This is a genomic window from Marinobacter sp. 1-4A (assembly GCF_016597725.1).
GTDB lineage: Bacteria > Pseudomonadota > Gammaproteobacteria > Pseudomonadales > Oleiphilaceae > Marinobacter.
The window spans coordinates 294,402-311,702 of the sequence record NZ_VCGY01000002.1 but is presented as its reverse complement, the minus strand read 5'-3'; the positions used below and the strand labels follow the sequence as shown (position 1 = coordinate 311,702).

Here is a 17,301-nt window from a genome sequence, read left to right as displayed (position 1 = left end):
TTAGTCCCGCATCAGTTTTTCAAGGTAATGGATGGTGAAGTCTACCGTTTTAAAGCCGCCATCGCGTATCAGTTTTCGGTGAAGAGGCTGGTTGGTCTTTATGCCTTCAACCAAAAGTTCGTCCAGAGCGTTCTTCATTCGTCTCCGGGCGATTTGTCGGTCGTCGCCCCAAGTAATCAACTTGGCGATCAACGAATCGTAATACGGAGGTACGGTATAGCCGCTATAAAGGTGTGAGTCTACCCGCACACCATAACCACCGGGGGCATGGAAGTGCTTCACTGTACCCGGGCTGGGCACAAAGGTCGCCGGATCTTCCGCGTTAATGCGGCATTCCATTGCGTGGCCTCTGATGTGAATGTCTTCCTGTTTGTATTGCAGTGGCAGGCCGCTGGCAATCCGCAGCTGTTCACGAACAATATCGACACCCGTTACCATTTCCGAGACTGGGTGCTCTACCTGAACACGCGTGTTCATCTCGATAAAGAAAAACTCGCCGTCTTGATACAGAAATTCAAAGGTACCAGCGCCGACATAGCCGATTTCCTTGCAAGCATCCACACAAGCTTTAAGAGTGCGCTCACGGGCTTCGGGCTCGATATTCGGGGCTGGAGCCTCTTCGATAACTTTCTGGTTCCGGCGCTGCATGGAGCAGTCCCGGTCGCCCAGATGGATGCAGTTGCCGTGCATGTCGGCCAGCACCTGAATTTCGACGTGGCGAGGGGCTTCCAGAAATTTTTCCAGATAAACCGTAGGGTCGCCGAAGGCGTTACGGGCTTCAGTCTGGGTGATTTGCACGGCTTTGAGCAGCGCTGCTTCGGAATGAACCACCTGCATACCGCGACCGCCGCCGCCCGAGGCCGCTTTGATCATTACGGGGTAGCCGATTTTGCGCGCAATTTGCAGGGTGCGGTCATCGTCATCGGTTAGTGGGCCGTCTGAGCCCGGCACAGTAGGAACGCCAGCGCGAATCATCGCGTTAATGGCAGACACCTTGTTGCCCATCAGGCGAATGGTTTCCGCTCTGGGGCCGATAAAGCGGAAGCCGCTTTTCTCAACCTGCTCGGCAAAATCGGCGTTCTCTGCCATGAAACCGTAACCCGGGTGTATACCCACGGAATCTGTGACTTCGGCAGCGCTGATGATGGCTGGTATGTTGAGGTAACTTTCCAAAGGGCTGTTGGGGCCGATACAGACGGATTCATCAGCCAGACGCACGTGCATCAGGTCGCGGTCAACTTGTGAGTGAACCGCTACGGTTTTGATGCCGAGCTCTTTACAGGCACGCAAGATCCGGAGGGCTATTTCACCTCGGTTTGCGATCAGAACTTTTTCTAACATGGCCATGAGTAGCTATCACCGGGTTCAGGAAATGATTAACAGCGGCTGGTCAAACTCTACGGGCTGACCGTTATCAACCAGAATTTCAGTGATCGTGCCGCTCTTGTCGGCTTCAATCTGGTTCATCATTTTCATGGCTTCTACAATGCAAACAACATCGCCAGCTTTAACCTGCTGGCCTATTTCTGCAAACGAATCCGCGGTGGGAGACGGTGCCCGGTAAAAGGTTCCTACCATCGGGGAGCGCAAGGCATGTCCGTTGTGTACGGTTTGTTGTGAGCTGTCTTCCTGAACAGGGCCCGGAGTTTCCGGAGCAGGAGCGTACTGGGGCTGCTGGGGCGGTGCGTAGTGGCTGATGTACTGAGCACCGGAGGCCTGCTCACGACGACGGGAAATGCGAACAGAGTCATCTCCCTCGTGAATCTCGAGCTCTTCGACGTCAGACTCCTCAAGCAGTTCAATCAGTTTTTTGATTTTGCGAATATCCATAGTCAATCCAGTCCCGTGTTGTCAGTTCTATCGGTGAATTTGTTGTATGGCTGCCTGGAGCGCTAGCTCGTATCCTTGGCTGCCTAATCCGCAGATAACGCCTTGGGCGATATCAGAAAAATACGAGTGATGGCGAAAAGCTTCTCGCGCATGCACGTTAGAAAGATGTACTTCTATAAACGGAATGCCTGACGCCAATATGGCATCCCGCAGGGCAACACTGGTGTGCGTAAAGGCAGCAGGATTAATAATGATGAAATCTACACCTTCTGCCCGAGCTTCATGGATTCTATCAATCAATTCATATTCAGCGTTTGACTGTAGGTGTAACAAGTGATGGCCGTGCTCTGCGGCTTGTTCACTTAATCGCGCATCAATATCCGCCAGTGTTTCGTGGCCATAGACCTCTGGCTCGCGGGTGCCGAGCATGTTCAGGTTGGGGCCGTGGAGCACGAGAATTGTCGACATGATAGCGTTTGCCTTTATGACTGTAATAACAGGATCGCCGAATTTATTGGCATTTTCCACCCATCGTGTGTGCTTTTATCCCTCAGATCAACACTATTTGACAATGTTGTATGTTGCACACAAGTGGCAACAGAGGGCAGAAGAATAGAAATGGGGCCTGCTGATAGCAATCATTGTCGTGAACGGTGGGGGTGACTTCTATACGACGATGGTTTCATATGGCAGCCCGCGCGGGCTGCCGGTCGATTTACTGCTTAGTTATCTGCCAGTGAAACGCAATTCCGGCCGTGTTCCTTGGAAGTATAAAGGGCGCGGTCGGCACGCTCGCAAAGAGTTTGCGAGGGCTCGTTGTTCCAAGACGCCACGCCACAGCTGAAGGTAACGTTAAACTCTCGGTCTCCGGCGGGCTGCTGAAGCTCGGAAAAGCGTTCACGGATTTCATTGAGCACGTTGCGGGCGTCACTTGGGCGCGTGTTGGGAAGAATAATCGCGAACTCTTCGCCTCCGTAGCGGCCAATGTGGTCGGTTTTACGCAGACGCTGTTTCAGAAACATTGAAAGACTGCGGAGAACTCGGTCGCCAATTGGGTGCCCGAAGGTATCGTTCACCTTCTTGAAGTAGTCAATATCAATCATCGCGAAGCACAGAGGTTGGTCTTTCTGCCGTGCCCGCACGATTTCTTGATCCAGCAAATACAATGTATGGGTGTGGTTGTAGAGGCCGGTTAGGCTATCGCGAATCATTAAGGCCAGTAACGAACGGGCGCGCCGCCCCCGATTATGAAGCGTTGCGATAAGGTGTTTCGGGTCAATTGGCTTGGTTAGGAAGTCGTCACCACCAAGGCTCATTGCGTGCAGTTGCTTGGTGACGTCGTCTTCCGCGGAAAGGTAGATGATGGGAACGCTGTGGAATCGGTCTTGTTGCCGGATTACTCGCGCAACCTCCATGCCGGTGCAGCCGGGCATGTACATATCGAGAATGATAATTTCCGGTGAGAACATATCCAGTGCGTGGATTATCTCCATGGGGTCGGTAATGATGTGGGCTGTCATGCCCGCTTTTCTTAGAACCGTTTCCATGAATTTTGCCTGCGCTCTGGAGTCGTCCAGAACAAGCACCCGGTATGGCTCAACGGTGTTGCCGTGAGTATAGGTTTCTATCTTCTCAATCAGCTGGCCAGGATCAACGGCCGGGTAGAAAAATTCTTCGCCGCCACACCGGGACGCCCTAAGGCGGGTTTGAATGGTTCCGTCTTCATCGCTCATAAAGATAATCGGAACCGGCGTGTCGTGTCGTTCCTGAAGACGCTCGATGGTGGCGATGCCCGCATTCTTGCTGCCGCCGAAGTTCACATCCATCAGGATAGTTTCTGGCTTGTGCAGGGCGCAGGCTTCGGCAAGCTCCTCAGCAGAATCAAAAGCCGCAGCACGAAAGCCAAAAAACTCAAGCTGGCGGATCAGCCGGGAAGCCATCTCAACGTTTGCGAGTGCGATGTATACAGGCGTGCGCCGGAACTGGTGGGGAGCTTCTGTATTGGTTTGGTCTGTTCGCCTGAGAGTGCTTCGGGCGAGTGCATCAAAGGCATCTTGAAGTTGCCGTTCGGTGGCATCGTTCAGAGGCGTATCGTCCGGCCAGTTGCGGACAATATCGAGAACTTTATTGCCAGCATCGGCATGGCCCGCCATTTCGAAGCGCTTCGCATAACGTACCAGCTTATCGGAAGCCGACAGCAGTTCTTCGCGGTGCGCGGAAAAGGGTTCGCTATTGGCGTGGACTTTTTGCCAGATGTCTAGAACAACCCGTGCTTGAGTTGTAACGCGGCGTGCAAAGTGCTGCCTGAGTTTTTCTTTCTGGCTTGCGTCGCTCATTATTCTCCGGGTTGCCTCTTCTCATTGTGGGCCGTCTTTTGCGGCGAGGACGTTTATCCCAACTTTAGTCTGTTTTCGGAGTCTATAGTGTTTAGAGTTGTCGGGGTAAGTTGCACTGTGTAATTGTTTGTGAATTCTGCAGTGTGTATATAGAACGCCCCATAGGTTAGGATCTGTAAGACCGTTTGCACAGTCAATTAACAGACAAGGGGCTCAACGTAATATGCCAGGCAAAATCAAACAGTATTTCAGAGACAAGAAAGAAGACGCTCAGGATTATGCTGGCAACAACGGTGTGATCGGCAAGTTTTTAGCCGTTGTCTTGCTCGTATACCTGCTGGTAACAGTGGTGCTGGGAATATACTGGAGTAGTGAGCCGGAGGCCTTCTCCGTGCGTGAACATACCCGGGCGGTTGCCAATGAGATGCAGCGAGAGCCCATAACCGGTTTTGCCACGACGGTAACCATGATCCGTATAGCGGAAACGCTTTTGGACAAACCTGGTGGGTATATTTCAAATGATATCTTCCCCCCGGGGCTTTGGTTGGACAACCAGCCAAACTGGGAGTACGGCGTGCTTGTGCAGTTGCGTGACTTTTCACGGGCGATGCGTAAAGACATCAGCCGCTCGCAAAGCCAATCTGCGGAAGACCCCGATCTGATTATCGCCGAACCGCAGTTCCATTTTGATAGCGCTAGCTGGGCGATTCCTTCTACAGAGGCCGAGTATCGCCGGGGTATTGCGGCACTAAAACGCTACCTCAACCGTCTTTCGAGCCCTGAGCAGGCCAATGCGCAGTTTTTTGCGCGGGCCGATAACTTGAGTAACTGGCTTGGCGATCTGGAAACCCGTCTGGGCAGCCTTTCCCGTACTCTGGGTGAGAGCGTAGGTAAGGCATCCGTTTCAGAAGCGGTGGCCAATGTAGATTCAGCCAATCCGCTGGAAGAAGAAGCCAGTGGCGGCGATGTTAAAACCGATTGGACCAAGATTGACGATGTGTTTTACGAAGCCCGCGGTAGCTCTTGGGCGCTGTTGCATATTTTCCGCGCCATTGAAGTGGACTTCCGCAAGGTGTTGCAGGATAAAAATGCGGTTTCCAGCGTTAAGCAAGTGATTATTGAGCTTGAAGGCGCTCAAGGCGAAATGTGGAGCCCGGTTATCCTTAATGGCAGCGGGTTTGGTGTTTTAGCGAACCACTCACTGACCATGGCGGCGTATCTTTCCCGCGCCAATGCGGCGATCAGCGATATGCGGGACCTGCTGTCACGGGGCTAATAAGTTTTGTTCAGGCATAAAAAAAACCGGGCATTGCCCGGTTTTTTTATGCCTGAAGATTGGATCAGCCTTGGTAAGCTTTGATCGAATCCACAATGGCTTGTTTGGCCGCAGCGGCGTTGTCCCAGCCCTTTACTTTGACCCACTTGCCTGGCTCAAGAGTTTTGTAATTTTCAAAGAAGTGGCGAATCTGATCGCGAAGCAGTACCGGCAGATCGTCGATTTCCTGAACGTCCTGATAGGAGTTGGTCAGCTTGCTGTGGGGAACGGCCACCAGCTTGGCATCGCCGCCAGCTTCGTCGTCCATGTTCAGCACGCCTACCGGGCGGCAGCGGATCACTGAACCAGCCTGAAGTGCGTAAGGAGTAACAACCAGAACGTCCAGCGGGTCGCCGTCTTCACCCAGAGTGTGAGGGATAAAACCGTAGTTAGCTGGGTAGAACATAGGCGTTGCCATGAAACGGTCTACCAGCAGGGCGCCCATGTCTTTGTCGAGTTCGTACTTGACCGGAGAGCTGTTAGCCGGGATTTCGATGGCAACGTAGATGTCTTCTGGTGGGTTTTTGCCCGCGGGGATGTTGCTGAATTGCATGAGTGTTCCTTCCTGATACGTTAGGTTCGTTTAACTGTGCTTGAAAAGTGAGCGCAATTATACGGGACTCTACTGCCATTCGAAACTAAACCTTGGTGGGTGATATCCTTCGCCTTGGTTACTGGTTGCCCTCTGGCGGTGCTGTCTGAAAACGTGGAGCGCTAAGGATGGCGCGACCGAGCCCTACAGGGATGTATTTACGGGCGTTTTTCAGACAGCACCGCCAGAGGGCAAACCCGACTCCGAAGTAGGCGGTGTTGAAAGAATGCAGCAAACTTAAAGTTTAATCTGCTTCGCAATCAGTTCTTTCATGATTTCGGTAGTTCCGCCGCCAATCGACAGGATTTTGGCATCCCGGTACAAGCGATCAACCACAGATTCCCTCATGTATCCCATGCCCCCAAACAGTTGCACGGCTTCGCGAGTGACTTTTTCGCAAACATCCACAGAGAAGTTCTTAGCCATGGCCACTTGCTTGATCGGGTTTTTGCCTGCTTGCATCAGTGCAGCGCAACGGTAGGTGTATTCCCGGGCCACGTCGATTTGGGTGGCCATATCTACCAGTTTGTGGCGAGTAACCTGAAAGCCCGACACTGGGCGACCGAAAGCTTGACGTTGCTTTGTGTACTCAACGGCGGCTTCGTAGGCAAGCTGGGCGGTCATGTAGGCCATGATGGACAAGCTGAGACGCTCGGCTAGAAAGTTGCTCATGATGGCGATGAAGCCTGCGTTCTCGGCGCCAATCAGACGGTCAGCGGGCACTCGGCAGTCTTCGAAGAACAGTTCGGCGGTATCGCTGGCCCACCAGCCCATTTTCCGAAGCTTTTTACCGTTAGAGAAACCGGGGGTGCCGCGGTCGATTAAAAGCAAACTGATACCAGCATGGCCTTCACCCCCGGTACGCACGGCTACAGTGTAGTGATCGGCCCTGGTGCCGCTGGTGATGAAGGTTTTGCTGCCGTTTACGATGTAATGATCGCCGTCTTTCACCGCGCGGGTTTTTAGGTTGGCAACGTCTGAACCGCCGCCAGGCTCTGTGACGGCAAGGGCAGCGATTTTTTCACCGCGCAATACGGGAGGCACGATTTCTTCACGGACATTTTGTTTAGCCCATTTGGCAACGGGCGGTAAGCCGATATCCAGAGAGCCTATGCTGGCGACAAAACCACCGGAGTTGGAGCGCATAAGCTCTTCGGAAACCGCTACCTTCATGAAGATATCGCCTTCGCCCACACCACCTAGAGCCTCAGGGAACCCAATGCCAAGAAGGCCCGCGTCTCCGGCTTTTTGATAAATCTCCCGTGGAAACTCGCCAGCTTCTTCCCAGTCATCAATATGGGGGGTGACGTGAGTCTCGATAAATTTGCGGGCGGTTAATCGCACCTGCTCATGGGTTTCGTTGAAGAAATCGGACACGGTAACAAACCTCTATTCTGAATTAATGAAAGGTAGTGTCGCGCAATTCCAAATACCAAGCAAGCGCTTGGTTAAGGTGTGGTTGGGCATAAAAAAACTGGCTAAGGTGCCAGTTTTTATAGGTCGGCCCAGACTAGATGTCTTTCCGAGCGATACTCTCGACTCCGCGACTGGTTCCGAGGAACAGTAGATCCGCCGGGCGACGAGCGAACAGCCCATTGGTAACAACACCCACGATGTTGTTTAACCTTTCTTCAATCTGAATCGGACGGGAAATGTCCATGTTGTAGATATCTAAGATGATGTTGCCATTGTCGGTTGTGAAACCGTCCCGATAGACAGGGTCGCCGCCTAGCTTTACGATCTCGCGGCCAACAAGGCTCCGTGCCATGGGGATTACCTCTACCGGCAAGGGGAACTCGCCCAATACGCCGACTTTTTTGGATTCGTCTGCAATGCAGATGAATGTCTTGGCAACTTCTGCAACGATTTTTTCGCGAGTCAGTGCTCCGCCGCCGCCTTTGATGAGCTCAAGGCGCTCGTTGGTTTCGTCTGCGCCGTCCACATAAAATTCCAGCTCACCAGCACTGTTCAGATCATAAACCGGAATGCCGTGGCTTTTTAGCCGCTCGGCAGTCGCTTCCGAACTGGCCACAGCGCCGTCGAACTCGTTTTTAAGCTCAGCTAGCATGTCGATGAAGAAGTTCGCCGTACTGCCGGTGCCAACGCCAATAACGCTATTGCGCTCCAAGCGCGGTGCAATGTAGTCCACTGCAGCTTTGGCAACGGCTTTTTTGAGTTCGTCCTGAGTCATTGAGCGCTCCGAGTTCAAATCTTGTGGGTTCAGCGGTCATTATAGCGCTTATGAGTGGCCAGCTTATAGACGACAGCCGTGCAAAGTTTCTACACTGTAGGTTTTCCCCGACCACTCACCAGCAACCGGAACCATCATGCCGCAACGCTACATCAAGAAGATCCTCGATGCGCGCGTCTATGACGTGGCCATCGAAACACCCCTCACTGAAGCCCGTAGCCTGTCCAAGCGCTTTGGCAATAATATTATGCTCAAGCGGGAAGACCTTCAGCCGGTGTTTTCTTTTAAGATTCGCGGCGCGTACAACCGACTTGTTCAGTTGTCGGAAGAGCAGAAATCCAAAGGGGTTATCTGTGCTTCTGCGGGCAACCACGCTCAAGGTGTGGCTCTCGCAGCTAAGGAGTTGGGTATCAAGGCGGTTATCGTGATGCCGCAAACCACGCCTGAGATCAAAGTGCGCTCCGTGCGTGCTCATGGAGCGCGTGTAGTGCTCAAGGGTGATGCCTTTGACGAGGCCGCCGCCCAAGCTCAAGAGCTGGTGGAGAAGCACGGGTATACCTACATTCCCCCCTATGACGACCCGGATGTCATCGCAGGGCAGGGAACGGTTGCCATGGAAATGCTGTGGCAGTTCAGCAAACCCATCCATGCGGTATTTATTTGTGTGGGCGGTGGTGGTCTGATTGCCGGTATGGCTGCTTACATCAAATACCTACGCCCTGAAATCAAGGTGATTGGCGTTGAGCCCGACGATTCCAACTGCCTGCAAGCTGCCATGAAAGCGGGCAAGCGAGTGGTGCTGGACGAAGTGGGCATCTTTGCAGATGGCGTAGCGGTGAAACAGATCGGCAAATACCCGTGGGAAATCTGCAAAGACCATGTGGATGAGGTGATCACCGTCTCCACCGATGAGATCTGTGCTGCCATCAAAGACATCTTTGAGGACACGCGCTCAATCGCCGAGCCAGCTGGGGCGCTGGGTGTTGCCGGTATCAAGAAGTACATTGAGCGGGAAAACATCGAGAATGAAAACTTGGTGGCTACCTTGAGTGGCGCCAATATGAACTTTGACCGCCTGCGCTACATCTCCGAGCGCACAGAAATCGGGGAGAAGCGAGAGGCGATTCTTGCGGTTACCATCCCAGAAAAGCCGGGGGCCTTTAAGACCTTTATCAACGCTCTGCATAAGCGCAACATAACCGAGTTTAACTATCGCTATGCCGATGCGAGCAAGGCGACCATTTTTGTGGGCGTTCAGGTTCAGGCTGGCGGTTTGGGTAGAGACGAGTTGGTGCAGGATCTCCGTGAAAACGGCTACTCTGTTCTCGATCTCACAGACAGTGACATGGCCAAGCAGCACATTCGTCACATGGTTGGTGGCCACGCGCCCACGATTGCCAATGAGAAGGTGTTCCAATTCGAGTTTCCGGAGCGCCCGGGGGCTTTGCTGAAGCTGCTGATGTCGCTAGGCACACGCTGGAATATTTCGATGTTCCATTACCGCAATCACGGCGCCGCCTACAGCCGCGTGCTACTAGGCGCACAAGTAGATAATGATGAAGTGAAAGACTTTGAAACCATGCTCGGAAAAGTAGGCTTCCGCTATGAAAACATGACGGATAACGAGGCATATCAGCTGTTTCTAGGTGCCGGCAACGGCAAGGCATCCTAAGCCGTTCAGTTAACCAGCCTGGGCAATAGCGCCGGGCTGGTTCTTCGTAGTCACTGACCCTCAGGCATTTCCCGTTAGTCGTTGTTTTTCTTACTGAACTTTAATCTGTCAAAAATTGTAAAATTCAGGATGCGTGTTAGTCTTTCGTCTAATTCTTGAAAACAAGAATAGCTAACTGATTTTCCGCAGATTTAATCTTATTTTTGAACAGGGATACGCGTCATGGGTGGCAAGCCAGATATTATCCGGGCTGTTGTGCTGATTTTTGCTGTCGGCCTCGTAATTACCGGATTTACCTCGCTTCAGGCCTCGGAAGAGCGTTCCTCGTCCACCACAAAAAACTCCGTCTCAGCCGACTCCGAGTACATGGCCAAAGCGCCGTTAAATCGGTAACAGCGACGCTCGCTATTTAACTCGATATACCTGTTTGTCTGTCACCACGCTATGGAGTGGCACATCCCAAGGCTCAACCGGTAGCCGTTCCACTTTTTGAAAGTCATGAGCCAAGCCAATCAGCTTTGGTGCCAGCCTAGGTCGTAAGCGGCTGAAGGCAAACGTGCGATCATAAAAGCCGCCTCCCATTCCTAGCCTTCCACCTTGCTCGTCAAACCCCACCAACGGAAATAGCACAGCGTCTAGCGCCCAAGCAGGCCGCTTAAGTCCTTTGCTAAAGGCCGGTTCGGGTATGCCAAAGCGATTGGCGGTTAGTTCAACGCCATCGTAATAGGGGCTGAAGACCAACCTGCCGGGATGGATGGGGTGCAGAACCGGTAGATAGAAGTGAATGCCTTTGAGGCGGGCCGTGGACATATAGGCGTGTGGATCAATCTCGCCATCGTTAGGCAGGTAAATGGCTATGTGTCTGGCTCTATACAAATCTGGGTTCATAGCCAGATTTAAAGCAAGGGAAGTAGAGGCTTGTTCCTGTTCTTGGGGCAATAGCGAGCGTCTCTGCTGGCGCAGTTGTTGACGTAGTTCGCGTCTGGACAAAGCAGGACATTCTGGTTCAGAAAGGTGTGAGTCGGTCGTCTGGCTCAAAATAAAGCTTCCCGAGCTGCCGTTATCGGATGTGGCCCTTGAACCCAAAGTTCAAGGTCGGTGGCCGCTGTGACATATTAGGCTTTCCCCCTGCGGGGACATGCTCACAATGCCCTAGAGTAGCCACCTGGGTAAAGCGCATCGGCTCGAGGACGAATCCGACCAGCGAACAGCCCAGGAAGTGTTTCCATTATAGGGCCAGATCCGGGGCCGATTGCAACACCTATCGGGGAATCTACCAAAATTCAGTGGCTTGAGTGTTCCCCCAAGGCGCTATCCAGCTTGCTGTCCATGGCTTTGAGCAGAGTGCTGGTGGCGTCAGACATGGTGTCCCGTTCAAGCAATTCATGGGTCATGTTCAGCGCGGCCATCACGGCGATGCGCTCGGTTCCGAACACTTTGCCGCTGGTGCGAATTTCACGCATTTTACTGTCCAGATGTCTGGCCGCACGTATGAGGGCTTCCTGCTCTTCTTCAGGGCAAGCGACCAGATACTCTTTGTCGAGAATTTTCACCTCAACGGTGGTGGATGGCTTAGACATCAATGGTGCTCCAGCGCTCGAAGGCGGCCGATCATGGCTTCGATCTTGTTTTTGGCAAGATCATTTTTTTGAATAAGTTGGCTCCGTTCCCGGTTCCAGTCATCCTGCAACTGCCTCAAATTCGCATTATCCCGCTCAAGTTTTTGGCAGTGTTCGATCAGCTTGTCCAGCTTGTCCGCTAATGCTTGTACTTCGGACTGTTCCATGACGTGCCCAGCATAGGTTGAAGTTATTGCGACTAACTATAAGTGTGTGTGCCATACCGGTCAATTTACAGGCGTGTCATAAGTTGTGAATTGCTGTTCTTCGTGTTCCGTACAGCAACCTGCAGGTGTCTTGAAAGCGCCTGAATGCTAGGATGGGGCCTTAACTCCACAACACAGGATTGTCTTGGTTCATGTCAGAAACCGACACTGCCAATGCGGCCCATGCCGCTGAATTTGAGCGCTGGGCAAATGTTTATACGGCCCACAAAGCGTTTAGTCACCCTTCCGAACTTCATGGCGCGCTTTGCGGCCGGCTAGCTGCTGGCTCTCGCATCGAGGAAGATGAGTGGTTGGCCATGGTATGTGAGCATATGGGGCTTCCGGAAACCGCAGTCGAAGAGAACGAAGACCTGTCAGTCTTTATGAACGAAGCTTACGAACAGGCGCTGGCGTTTTTGAAGTCGGCGGATATGAGCTTTCATCCTTTGCTGCCCGATGATGATTATGCGATTGACCAGCGCCTTGAGGCTCTGGTGGCATGGGTGCGTGGCTTTCTCGAAGGCATGGCTCTCTCTGCCGGAGAGTCTCTGGGCGAGGCACCGGAGGAAATTCGCGAGCTTATCGGAGACATGGTCGCGATCAGTCAGGTTTCTGAAGACCAAGAGTCTGATCAGGAAAGCGAGCAGCAACTATTAGAAATAACCGAGTACATCCGGCTGGGGGCTTTGGCCGTATTCACCGAGTTCAATCCGCCGGAAAAACCGGCATCACAAGCGCCAACGCTGCACTGATTATGCCACACACCGCGGGAGACCCTATGCCGTCCATTATACCCGTCAAGGAATTCGCTGAGCGCCGTCGCAAATTGATGGAGCGCATGGCACCAGACAGCATTGCCATAATTCCGGCTGCACCGGAGCGAGTTCGCAATCGCGACGTATTGCATCCGTTTCGCCAAGACAGCGACTTTCAGTATCTCACCGGTTTCGGGGAGCCTGAGGCAGTTTTGGCGCTGATCCCCGGCCGTGAGCACGGAGAGTCCGTTCTGTTTTGCAAAGAGCGAAATCCCGAGAAAGAGCTGTGGGACGGTTTTCTTGTAGGTCCAGAAGGCGCGATAGAGCGCTACGGTTTGGATGATGCTTTCCCGATTTCAGATATCGACGACATTTTGCCCGGTATGATCGAAGGCCGCAGCCGCGTGTACTATCCGTTAGGCAAAGATCAGGGCTTCGATACCCGGGTAATGGACTGGGTTAAGGTGCTTCGCAGTAAGGTTAAAAGTGGTGCCCACCCGCCGGGAGAGTTCGTGTCTCTGGAGCACCTTCTGCACGACCTCCGGCTTTATAAGAGCAGCAGTGAAATCAAGGCAATGGCCAAAGCTGGCCAGATCAGCGCTGAAGCCCATTGCCGTGCTATGAAGCGCGCCCGTAAGGGGGGTTATGAGTACAACCTTGAGGCTGAGCTGATTCATACCTTTATGGATCATGGGGCCCGTTCCACGGCCTACCCGTCTATTGTTGGCGGTGGAGCAAATGGCTGTATTTTGCATTACATAGAAAACACGGCACCACTCAAAGATGGTGAGCTGGTTCTGATCGACGCAGGTTGTGAGGTTGAGTGTTACGCCTCTGACATCACCCGGACTTTTCCGGTCAATGGCAAATTCAGCCCTGAGCAGCGAGCAGTTTACGATGTGGTGCTGGAGGCGCAGTACGCGGCCATTGATGCCGTTCGCCCCGGCAATCACTGGAATCATCCCCACGAAGCGGCGCTGAAAGTGCTCACTAGTGGGTTGATTGAGCTGGGTATTTTGGCTGGCTCAGTCGATGACGCCATAGCCAGTGAAGCCTTCAAGCCCTTCTTTATGCATCGCACCGGCCATTGGCTGGGGTTGGATGTACACGATGTGGGCGACTACAAAATAGGGGATGCGTGGCGGCTCCTTGAGCCGGGCATGGCGCTTACCGTTGAGCCGGGTTTGTATATCGCACCGGATAATACCGACGTCGATGAAAAATGGCGCGGCATTGGTATTCGTATTGAAGACGACGTGGTGGTTACGAAAGAGGGCTGCCGGGTGCTGACAGACGGTGTGCCCAAGACCGTGGAAGAGATTGAAGCCCTGATGGCGGATTGAGCCTGTGAAACATTCCGATACCGATGTGATCATTGCCGGTGGTGGGCTGGCGGGTGCGACCTTAGCTCTGGCACTTGCCAGAGTTGCACCTGCGTTGAGAGTCACCGTGGTTGAGGCTTTTCCGCTCTCGGCGGATGCTTTGCCGGATTCCTATCAGCCCAGTTACGATGCCCGTTCCACCGCATTGGCGTGGGGCTCCCGGCTGATTTTTGAAGAGCTGGGGCTCTGGCATCGGATATCGGAGCACGCGACGCCTATCCAGCACATACACGTATCAGATAGAGGCCGTTTCGGCGCCACTCGCTTAAATGCCAAAGAGTATGAGCAGCAAGCGCTGGGCTATGTGGTAGATAACCGCTGGATGGGGCTTTGTTTGATGCGGGAGTTGCTCGAAACAAAGGTTCAATGGCAAGCGCCGGCAGAAGTCACCGACATGAGGCCCAGCGAGCAAGGTGTGAGCGTTAGCTTGAAAACCGGCACCGAAACCAGCCACCTAAAGGCGCATTGTTTGATTGTGGCTGATGGTGGCCGTTCCGGGTTACGAGAAAAGCTCGGCTTCCAGCCAAGCCATCACGGCTACAATCAGAATGCACTCATTGCCAACGTATCCACCAGCGACAGCCATGAATTCACGGCATTTGAGCGCTTTACCGAAACGGGCCCCATGGCCATGTTGCCCCATGGATCGCCATCTCGAGCGGGACATGAGTCGGCGCTGGTATGGACCTTGAACGATCAAGAACTGGAACAGATTCTGGCGATGTCCGACAACGACAAATGCTTGCGGCTTCAAGAGCGCTTTGGCTGGCGTCTAGGCCGGTTTACCCGAATAGGCGAGTGTCACCATTACCCGCTGACACTCACAACGGTGGCCGAGCCTGTAAGGCCCGGCGTAGCACTTGTGGGCAACGCCGCGCACGCTCTGCATCCGGTTGCGGGGCAGGGTTTTAATCTGGCTTTGCGGGGTTTGATGACTCTGGTGGAGCAGTTCCGGTTGGCGGCAGAGCAGGGGCGGTCACCGGGTGACTTTCAGGTATTGCGCCGTTATCACGAATTGCACAGCCCGGATTGGCAGCAAACCGTGCAATTCTCGGATTCACTGATCCGTATTTTTGGCCACTCACTGGCACCCGTTGCGGCAGCCAGAGATGCTGGGTTAGTGGGCCTAGACTTATTGCCCGGCGCCAAGCGTCTGTTTGCGCGCAAAGCCATGGGTACAGGCGGGCGCAGAGCTGTTATCAACGGGCCAGCGGCGAGTGATAAACCATGAGCGAAACCAAAGTGTTCGATATTCTCGTAGTTGGCGGTGGTATGACGGGTACCGCGTTGGCTCTTGGCTTGTCGAAGCAAGGTTGGACGGTTGGCTTGGTGGAGGGCAGTGATCGTGCCGCGTTGCTGAAAACCCCCGAACCCGTTGAGGGTGTAATGGATTTTGAGCCTCGTGTTAGTGCCATTTCTGTGGCCAGCCAACAGCTGCTTGAATCTTTGGGCGCTTGGCGCGGGGTAGCGGCCGGGCGTCACTGCCCTTATCAAGGTATGGCTGTATGGGACGGCGACGGCACCGGCCGAATTCATTTTGACGCCGCCGAATTACAAGCCCGAGCCTTGGGGACGATTGTCGAAAACCGTAGTTTGGTCAGGGCCCTGTTCGAGATTGTAGAAACCAGCGATGTTGACCTGATTGATGGTGTGCAGGTGACCGGTTGCACTCAAGACGGCGACCTGCGCTGCATTGAGCTTGCCGATGGCCGTAAACTCGGCGCACAACTCGTGATTGCGGCTGATGGTGCCAACTCCAGATTACGGCAGTGGGTTGGCTTGCCTACCCGCGAATGGGATTATGACCAGCAGGCGATTGTTTGCACCGTGCGCACAGCCCAGAGCCATAGATACACAGCTTGGCAAAGGTTTTCGCAAACCGGACCTTTGGCTTTTTTGCCGCTGGCAGCCGAAAACGGTGATGAGCATTATTGCTCCATCGTTTGGTCACAAGATACCGAAGAAGCCCGCCGTCTGATGGCGCTGGATGATACAACCTTCACCACCGAGCTAGAGCGCGCCATCGAAAGAGAGCTTGGTACGATTGAATCGGTTTCCAAGCGTTTTGCATTCCCGCTGCGTCAGCGTCACGCTAAAGACTACATTGCGCCCGGCTTCGCGTTAATCGGTGACGCAGCCCACACCATTCACCCCTTAGCTGGTCAGGGTGCCAACCTCGGATACGGTGATGTTCGGGTGATGCTGGAAGAATTATCCAGCGCCAAAAGGTCTGGTTTAAGCCCGGCGAACGAGCTGGTTCTTGCGCGCTACCAACGTCGTCGAAAAGGCGAGAACCTAACCATGATGATGGCGATGGAAGGTTTCAAACAGCTATTTGGTCGCGATGAGCTACCTTTCAGGCTACTCAGAAATACCGGTATGCGCTGGCTTGATGAGCTGGGGCCGGTAAAAAACCGTATTGCAGCAGAGGCCATGGGCCTTAATCTTTAAACCGCCACCACCACACAGGATACTCACTGATGGCAGGAGCCAGTCTACTCACACTTCTCGATGACATTGCGGCGTTGCTCGACGACGTTTCTTTGATGACAAAAGCCGCGACAAAGAAAACAGCGGGTGTGCTGGGGGACGACCTTGCCCTGAACGCACAACAGGTCACCGGTGTAAGACCTGCCCGGGAGCTGCCGGTAGTTTGGGCGGTTGCCAAGGGGTCGATGGTGAACAAGGTGATACTTGTTCCGGCTGCGGTGGCTATCAGCTTCTTTATGCCTTGGCTGGTGACGCCTTTGTTGATGCTTGGCGGTGGCTTCCTATGCTTTGAAGGCGTTGAAAAGCTGGCCCATAAATTTTTGCATGCCAAGGAAGACGAACAGCACAAAAAGGAACGTCGTGAGGCTCTCAAGCAACCGGACGTGGATTTGAGGGTGTTGGAGAGGCAAAAGATAAAAGGTGCCATTCGGACAGACTTCATTCTCTCGGCAGAGATCATAGCAATCACGCTAGGCGTGGTAGCCAGTGTGAGCATCGGTATGCAGTTTGCCGTTCTGTCTGTGGTGGCCGTGGGTGTTACGGTAGTGGTTTACGGGTTGGTGGCAGGGATTGTGAAGCTGGACGATGTTGGCCTCTACCTAAGCCAGAGAGACAGTGAGCTGGCGCAAAAGGTCGGTGATGGCATTCTCTGGCTTGCGCCTTACCTTATGAAAACCTTATCGATTGTTGGCACTCTCGCTATGTTTTTGGTGGGAGGCGGCATTCTTGTGCACGGCGTACCGCCCGTTTATAACGCTATTGAACTCTTCGCTGCGGATTATAGCGGTTTGTGGGCCATGCTGATTCCTGTGCTAGCCAATGGCTTGGTCGGAGTTATCGCGGGGGCTGTGCTGGTAGCTGTGATTACCCCCCTTATACGGCTGTGGGAAGCGAGATCAGAGACAGCTTGAGA

At 53.5% G+C, this 17,301-nt stretch carries 18 protein-coding genes and 1 other RNA gene; 8 read left to right on the top strand and 11 right to left on the bottom strand.

The features are described 5' to 3' along the window. From accC to FE845_RS05155, 4 genes are all read right to left on the bottom strand, one after another. A complete protein-coding gene (accC, locus tag FE845_RS05170; RefSeq protein WP_200362133.1) occupies positions 1-1,347 on the bottom strand; it encodes an acetyl-CoA carboxylase biotin carboxylase subunit in 1,347 nt (448 codons plus the stop codon). Positions 1,348-1,365: 18 nt separating this feature from the next. Then, positions 1,366-1,830 (bottom strand): acetyl-CoA carboxylase biotin carboxyl carrier protein, encoded by a 465-nt coding sequence (gene accB, locus FE845_RS05165; RefSeq protein WP_200362132.1) that lies wholly within the window; start codon positions 1,828-1,830, stop codon positions 1,366-1,368. Positions 1,831-1,857: 27 nt separating this feature from the next. Then, on the bottom strand, positions 1,858-2,298 hold the full coding sequence (gene aroQ / locus FE845_RS05160; protein WP_200362131.1) for a type II 3-dehydroquinate dehydratase: 441 nt from the start codon (positions 2,296-2,298) through the stop codon (positions 1,858-1,860). Positions 2,299-2,552: 254 nt separating this feature from the next. Continuing rightward, positions 2,553-4,166, bottom strand: coding sequence for a diguanylate cyclase (locus FE845_RS05155; protein ID WP_200362130.1), 1,614 nt, complete (start codon positions 4,164-4,166; stop codon positions 2,553-2,555). 223 nt (positions 4,167-4,389) lie between these two features. Here FE845_RS05155 and FE845_RS05150 point away from each other — a divergent pair, with 223 nt between their 5' ends. Then, positions 4,390-5,442, top strand: coding sequence for a DUF2333 family protein (locus FE845_RS05150; RefSeq protein ID WP_200362129.1), 1,053 nt, complete (start codon positions 4,390-4,392; stop codon positions 5,440-5,442). A 64-nt stretch (positions 5,443-5,506) separates the two neighbouring features. Here the strand turns inward: FE845_RS05150 and ppa are convergent, their stop codons facing one another. The 3 genes from ppa to rpiA all read right to left on the bottom strand — a co-directional run bounded on the left by ppa (position 5,507) and on the right by rpiA (position 8,264). Continuing rightward, positions 5,507-6,034 carry an inorganic diphosphatase gene (gene ppa / locus FE845_RS05145; protein ID WP_200362128.1) on the bottom strand — a complete coding sequence of 176 codons (528 nt, stop codon included), beginning with the start codon at positions 6,032-6,034 and terminating at the stop codon, positions 5,507-5,509. Positions 6,035-6,310: 276 nt separating this feature from the next. Then, positions 6,311-7,450, bottom strand: a complete 1,140-nt coding sequence (locus FE845_RS05140) for an acyl-CoA dehydrogenase family protein (protein WP_200362127.1) — start codon at positions 7,448-7,450, stop codon at positions 6,311-6,313. A 133-nt stretch (positions 7,451-7,583) separates the two neighbouring features. Beyond that, positions 7,584-8,264, bottom strand: a complete 681-nt coding sequence (gene rpiA, locus FE845_RS05135) for a ribose-5-phosphate isomerase RpiA (protein ID WP_200362126.1) — start codon at positions 8,262-8,264, stop codon at positions 7,584-7,586. 136 nt (positions 8,265-8,400) lie between these two features. Here rpiA and ilvA point away from each other — a divergent pair, with 136 nt between their 5' ends. Continuing rightward, positions 8,401-9,936: a threonine ammonia-lyase, biosynthetic gene (gene ilvA / locus FE845_RS05130; protein ID WP_200362125.1), complete on the top strand. Its 1,536-nt coding sequence runs from the start codon at positions 8,401-8,403 to the stop codon at positions 9,934-9,936. Between the two features lie 222 nt (positions 9,937-10,158). Beyond that, a complete protein-coding gene (locus tag FE845_RS05125; RefSeq protein ID WP_200362124.1) occupies positions 10,159-10,329 on the top strand; it encodes a hypothetical protein in 171 nt (56 codons plus the stop codon). A gap of 12 nt (positions 10,330-10,341) precedes the next feature. On the opposite strand, the gene FE845_RS05120 is transcribed toward FE845_RS05125, so the two are convergent. The 4 genes from FE845_RS05120 to FE845_RS05105 form a co-directional block, all read right to left on the bottom strand. Then, positions 10,342-10,974: a 5-formyltetrahydrofolate cyclo-ligase gene (locus FE845_RS05120; RefSeq protein WP_200362123.1), complete on the bottom strand. Its 633-nt coding sequence runs from the start codon at positions 10,972-10,974 to the stop codon at positions 10,342-10,344. Positions 10,975-10,978: 4 nt separating this feature from the next. Then, positions 10,979-11,158, bottom strand: a non-coding RNA gene (ssrS, locus tag FE845_RS05115) — 6S RNA. 61 nt (positions 11,159-11,219) lie between these two features. Continuing rightward, positions 11,220-11,516 carry a cell division protein ZapA gene (locus tag FE845_RS05110; protein ID WP_200362122.1) on the bottom strand — a complete coding sequence of 99 codons (297 nt, stop codon included), beginning with the start codon at positions 11,514-11,516 and terminating at the stop codon, positions 11,220-11,222. Beyond that, complete coding sequence (locus FE845_RS05105) at positions 11,516-11,722, bottom strand: TIGR02449 family protein (protein ID WP_200362121.1); 207 nt, start codon at positions 11,720-11,722, stop codon at positions 11,516-11,518. The genes FE845_RS05110 and FE845_RS05105 overlap by 1 nt, the downstream gene beginning before the upstream one ends. Positions 11,723-11,913: 191 nt before the next feature. On the opposite strand from FE845_RS05105, the gene FE845_RS05100 reads away from it, so the two are divergent. Genes FE845_RS05100 through FE845_RS05080 form a run of 5 tightly spaced genes read left to right on the top strand, consistent with a single transcriptional unit; the run spans position 11,914 to position 17,299 of the window. Next, entirely contained in the window at positions 11,914-12,513 is a 600-nt protein-coding gene (locus FE845_RS05100) for a UPF0149 family protein (RefSeq protein ID WP_200362120.1), read from the top strand. Positions 12,514-12,539: 26 nt separating this feature from the next. Further along, positions 12,540-13,859: a Xaa-Pro aminopeptidase gene (gene pepP, locus FE845_RS05095; RefSeq protein ID WP_200362119.1), complete on the top strand. Its 1,320-nt coding sequence runs from the start codon at positions 12,540-12,542 to the stop codon at positions 13,857-13,859. Positions 13,860-13,863: 4 nt separating this feature from the next. Next, positions 13,864-15,129, top strand: coding sequence for a 2-octaprenyl-6-methoxyphenyl hydroxylase (gene ubiH, locus FE845_RS05090; RefSeq protein ID WP_200362118.1), 1,266 nt, complete (start codon positions 13,864-13,866; stop codon positions 15,127-15,129). After that, positions 15,126-16,349, top strand: a complete 1,224-nt coding sequence (locus tag FE845_RS05085; protein WP_200362117.1) for an FAD-dependent monooxygenase — start codon at positions 15,126-15,128, stop codon at positions 16,347-16,349. Before ubiH ends, FE845_RS05085 begins: the two co-directional genes overlap by 4 nt. Before the next feature lie 29 nt (positions 16,350-16,378). Continuing rightward, positions 16,379-17,299: a DUF808 domain-containing protein gene (locus FE845_RS05080; RefSeq protein ID WP_200362116.1), complete on the top strand. Its 921-nt coding sequence runs from the start codon at positions 16,379-16,381 to the stop codon at positions 17,297-17,299. Positions 17,300-17,301 lie beyond the last annotated feature (2 nt).

Coding starts and splice junctions, on each gene's coding strand:
- accC (WP_200362133.1), bottom strand. CDS start 1,347: ATGGCCATGTTAGAAAAAGTTCTGATCGCAAACCGAGGTGAAATAGCC.
- accB (WP_200362132.1), bottom strand. CDS start 1,830: ATGGATATTCGCAAAATCAAAAAACTGATTGAACTGCTTGAGGAGTCT.
- aroQ (WP_200362131.1), bottom strand. CDS start 2,298: ATGTCGACAATTCTCGTGCTCCACGGCCCCAACCTGAACATGCTCGGC.
- FE845_RS05155 (WP_200362130.1), bottom strand. CDS start 4,166: ATGAGCGACGCAAGCCAGAAAGAAAAACTCAGGCAGCACTTTGCACGC.
- FE845_RS05150 (WP_200362129.1), top strand. CDS start 4,390: ATGCCAGGCAAAATCAAACAGTATTTCAGAGACAAGAAAGAAGACGCT.
- ppa (WP_200362128.1), bottom strand. CDS start 6,034: ATGCAATTCAGCAACATCCCCGCGGGCAAAAACCCACCAGAAGACATC.
- rpiA (WP_200362126.1), bottom strand. CDS start 8,264: ATGACTCAGGACGAACTCAAAAAAGCCGTTGCCAAAGCTGCAGTGGAC.
- ilvA (WP_200362125.1), top strand. CDS start 8,401: ATGCCGCAACGCTACATCAAGAAGATCCTCGATGCGCGCGTCTATGAC.
- FE845_RS05125 (WP_200362124.1), top strand. CDS start 10,159: ATGGGTGGCAAGCCAGATATTATCCGGGCTGTTGTGCTGATTTTTGCT.
- FE845_RS05110 (WP_200362122.1), bottom strand. CDS start 11,516: ATGTCTAAGCCATCCACCACCGTTGAGGTGAAAATTCTCGACAAAGAG.
- FE845_RS05105 (WP_200362121.1), bottom strand. CDS start 11,722: ATGGAACAGTCCGAAGTACAAGCATTAGCGGACAAGCTGGACAAGCTG.
- FE845_RS05100 (WP_200362120.1), top strand. CDS start 11,914: ATGTCAGAAACCGACACTGCCAATGCGGCCCATGCCGCTGAATTTGAG.
- pepP (WP_200362119.1), top strand. CDS start 12,540: ATGCCGTCCATTATACCCGTCAAGGAATTCGCTGAGCGCCGTCGCAAA.
- FE845_RS05085 (WP_200362117.1), top strand. CDS start 15,126: ATGAGCGAAACCAAAGTGTTCGATATTCTCGTAGTTGGCGGTGGTATG.
- FE845_RS05080 (WP_200362116.1), top strand. CDS start 16,379: ATGGCAGGAGCCAGTCTACTCACACTTCTCGATGACATTGCGGCGTTG.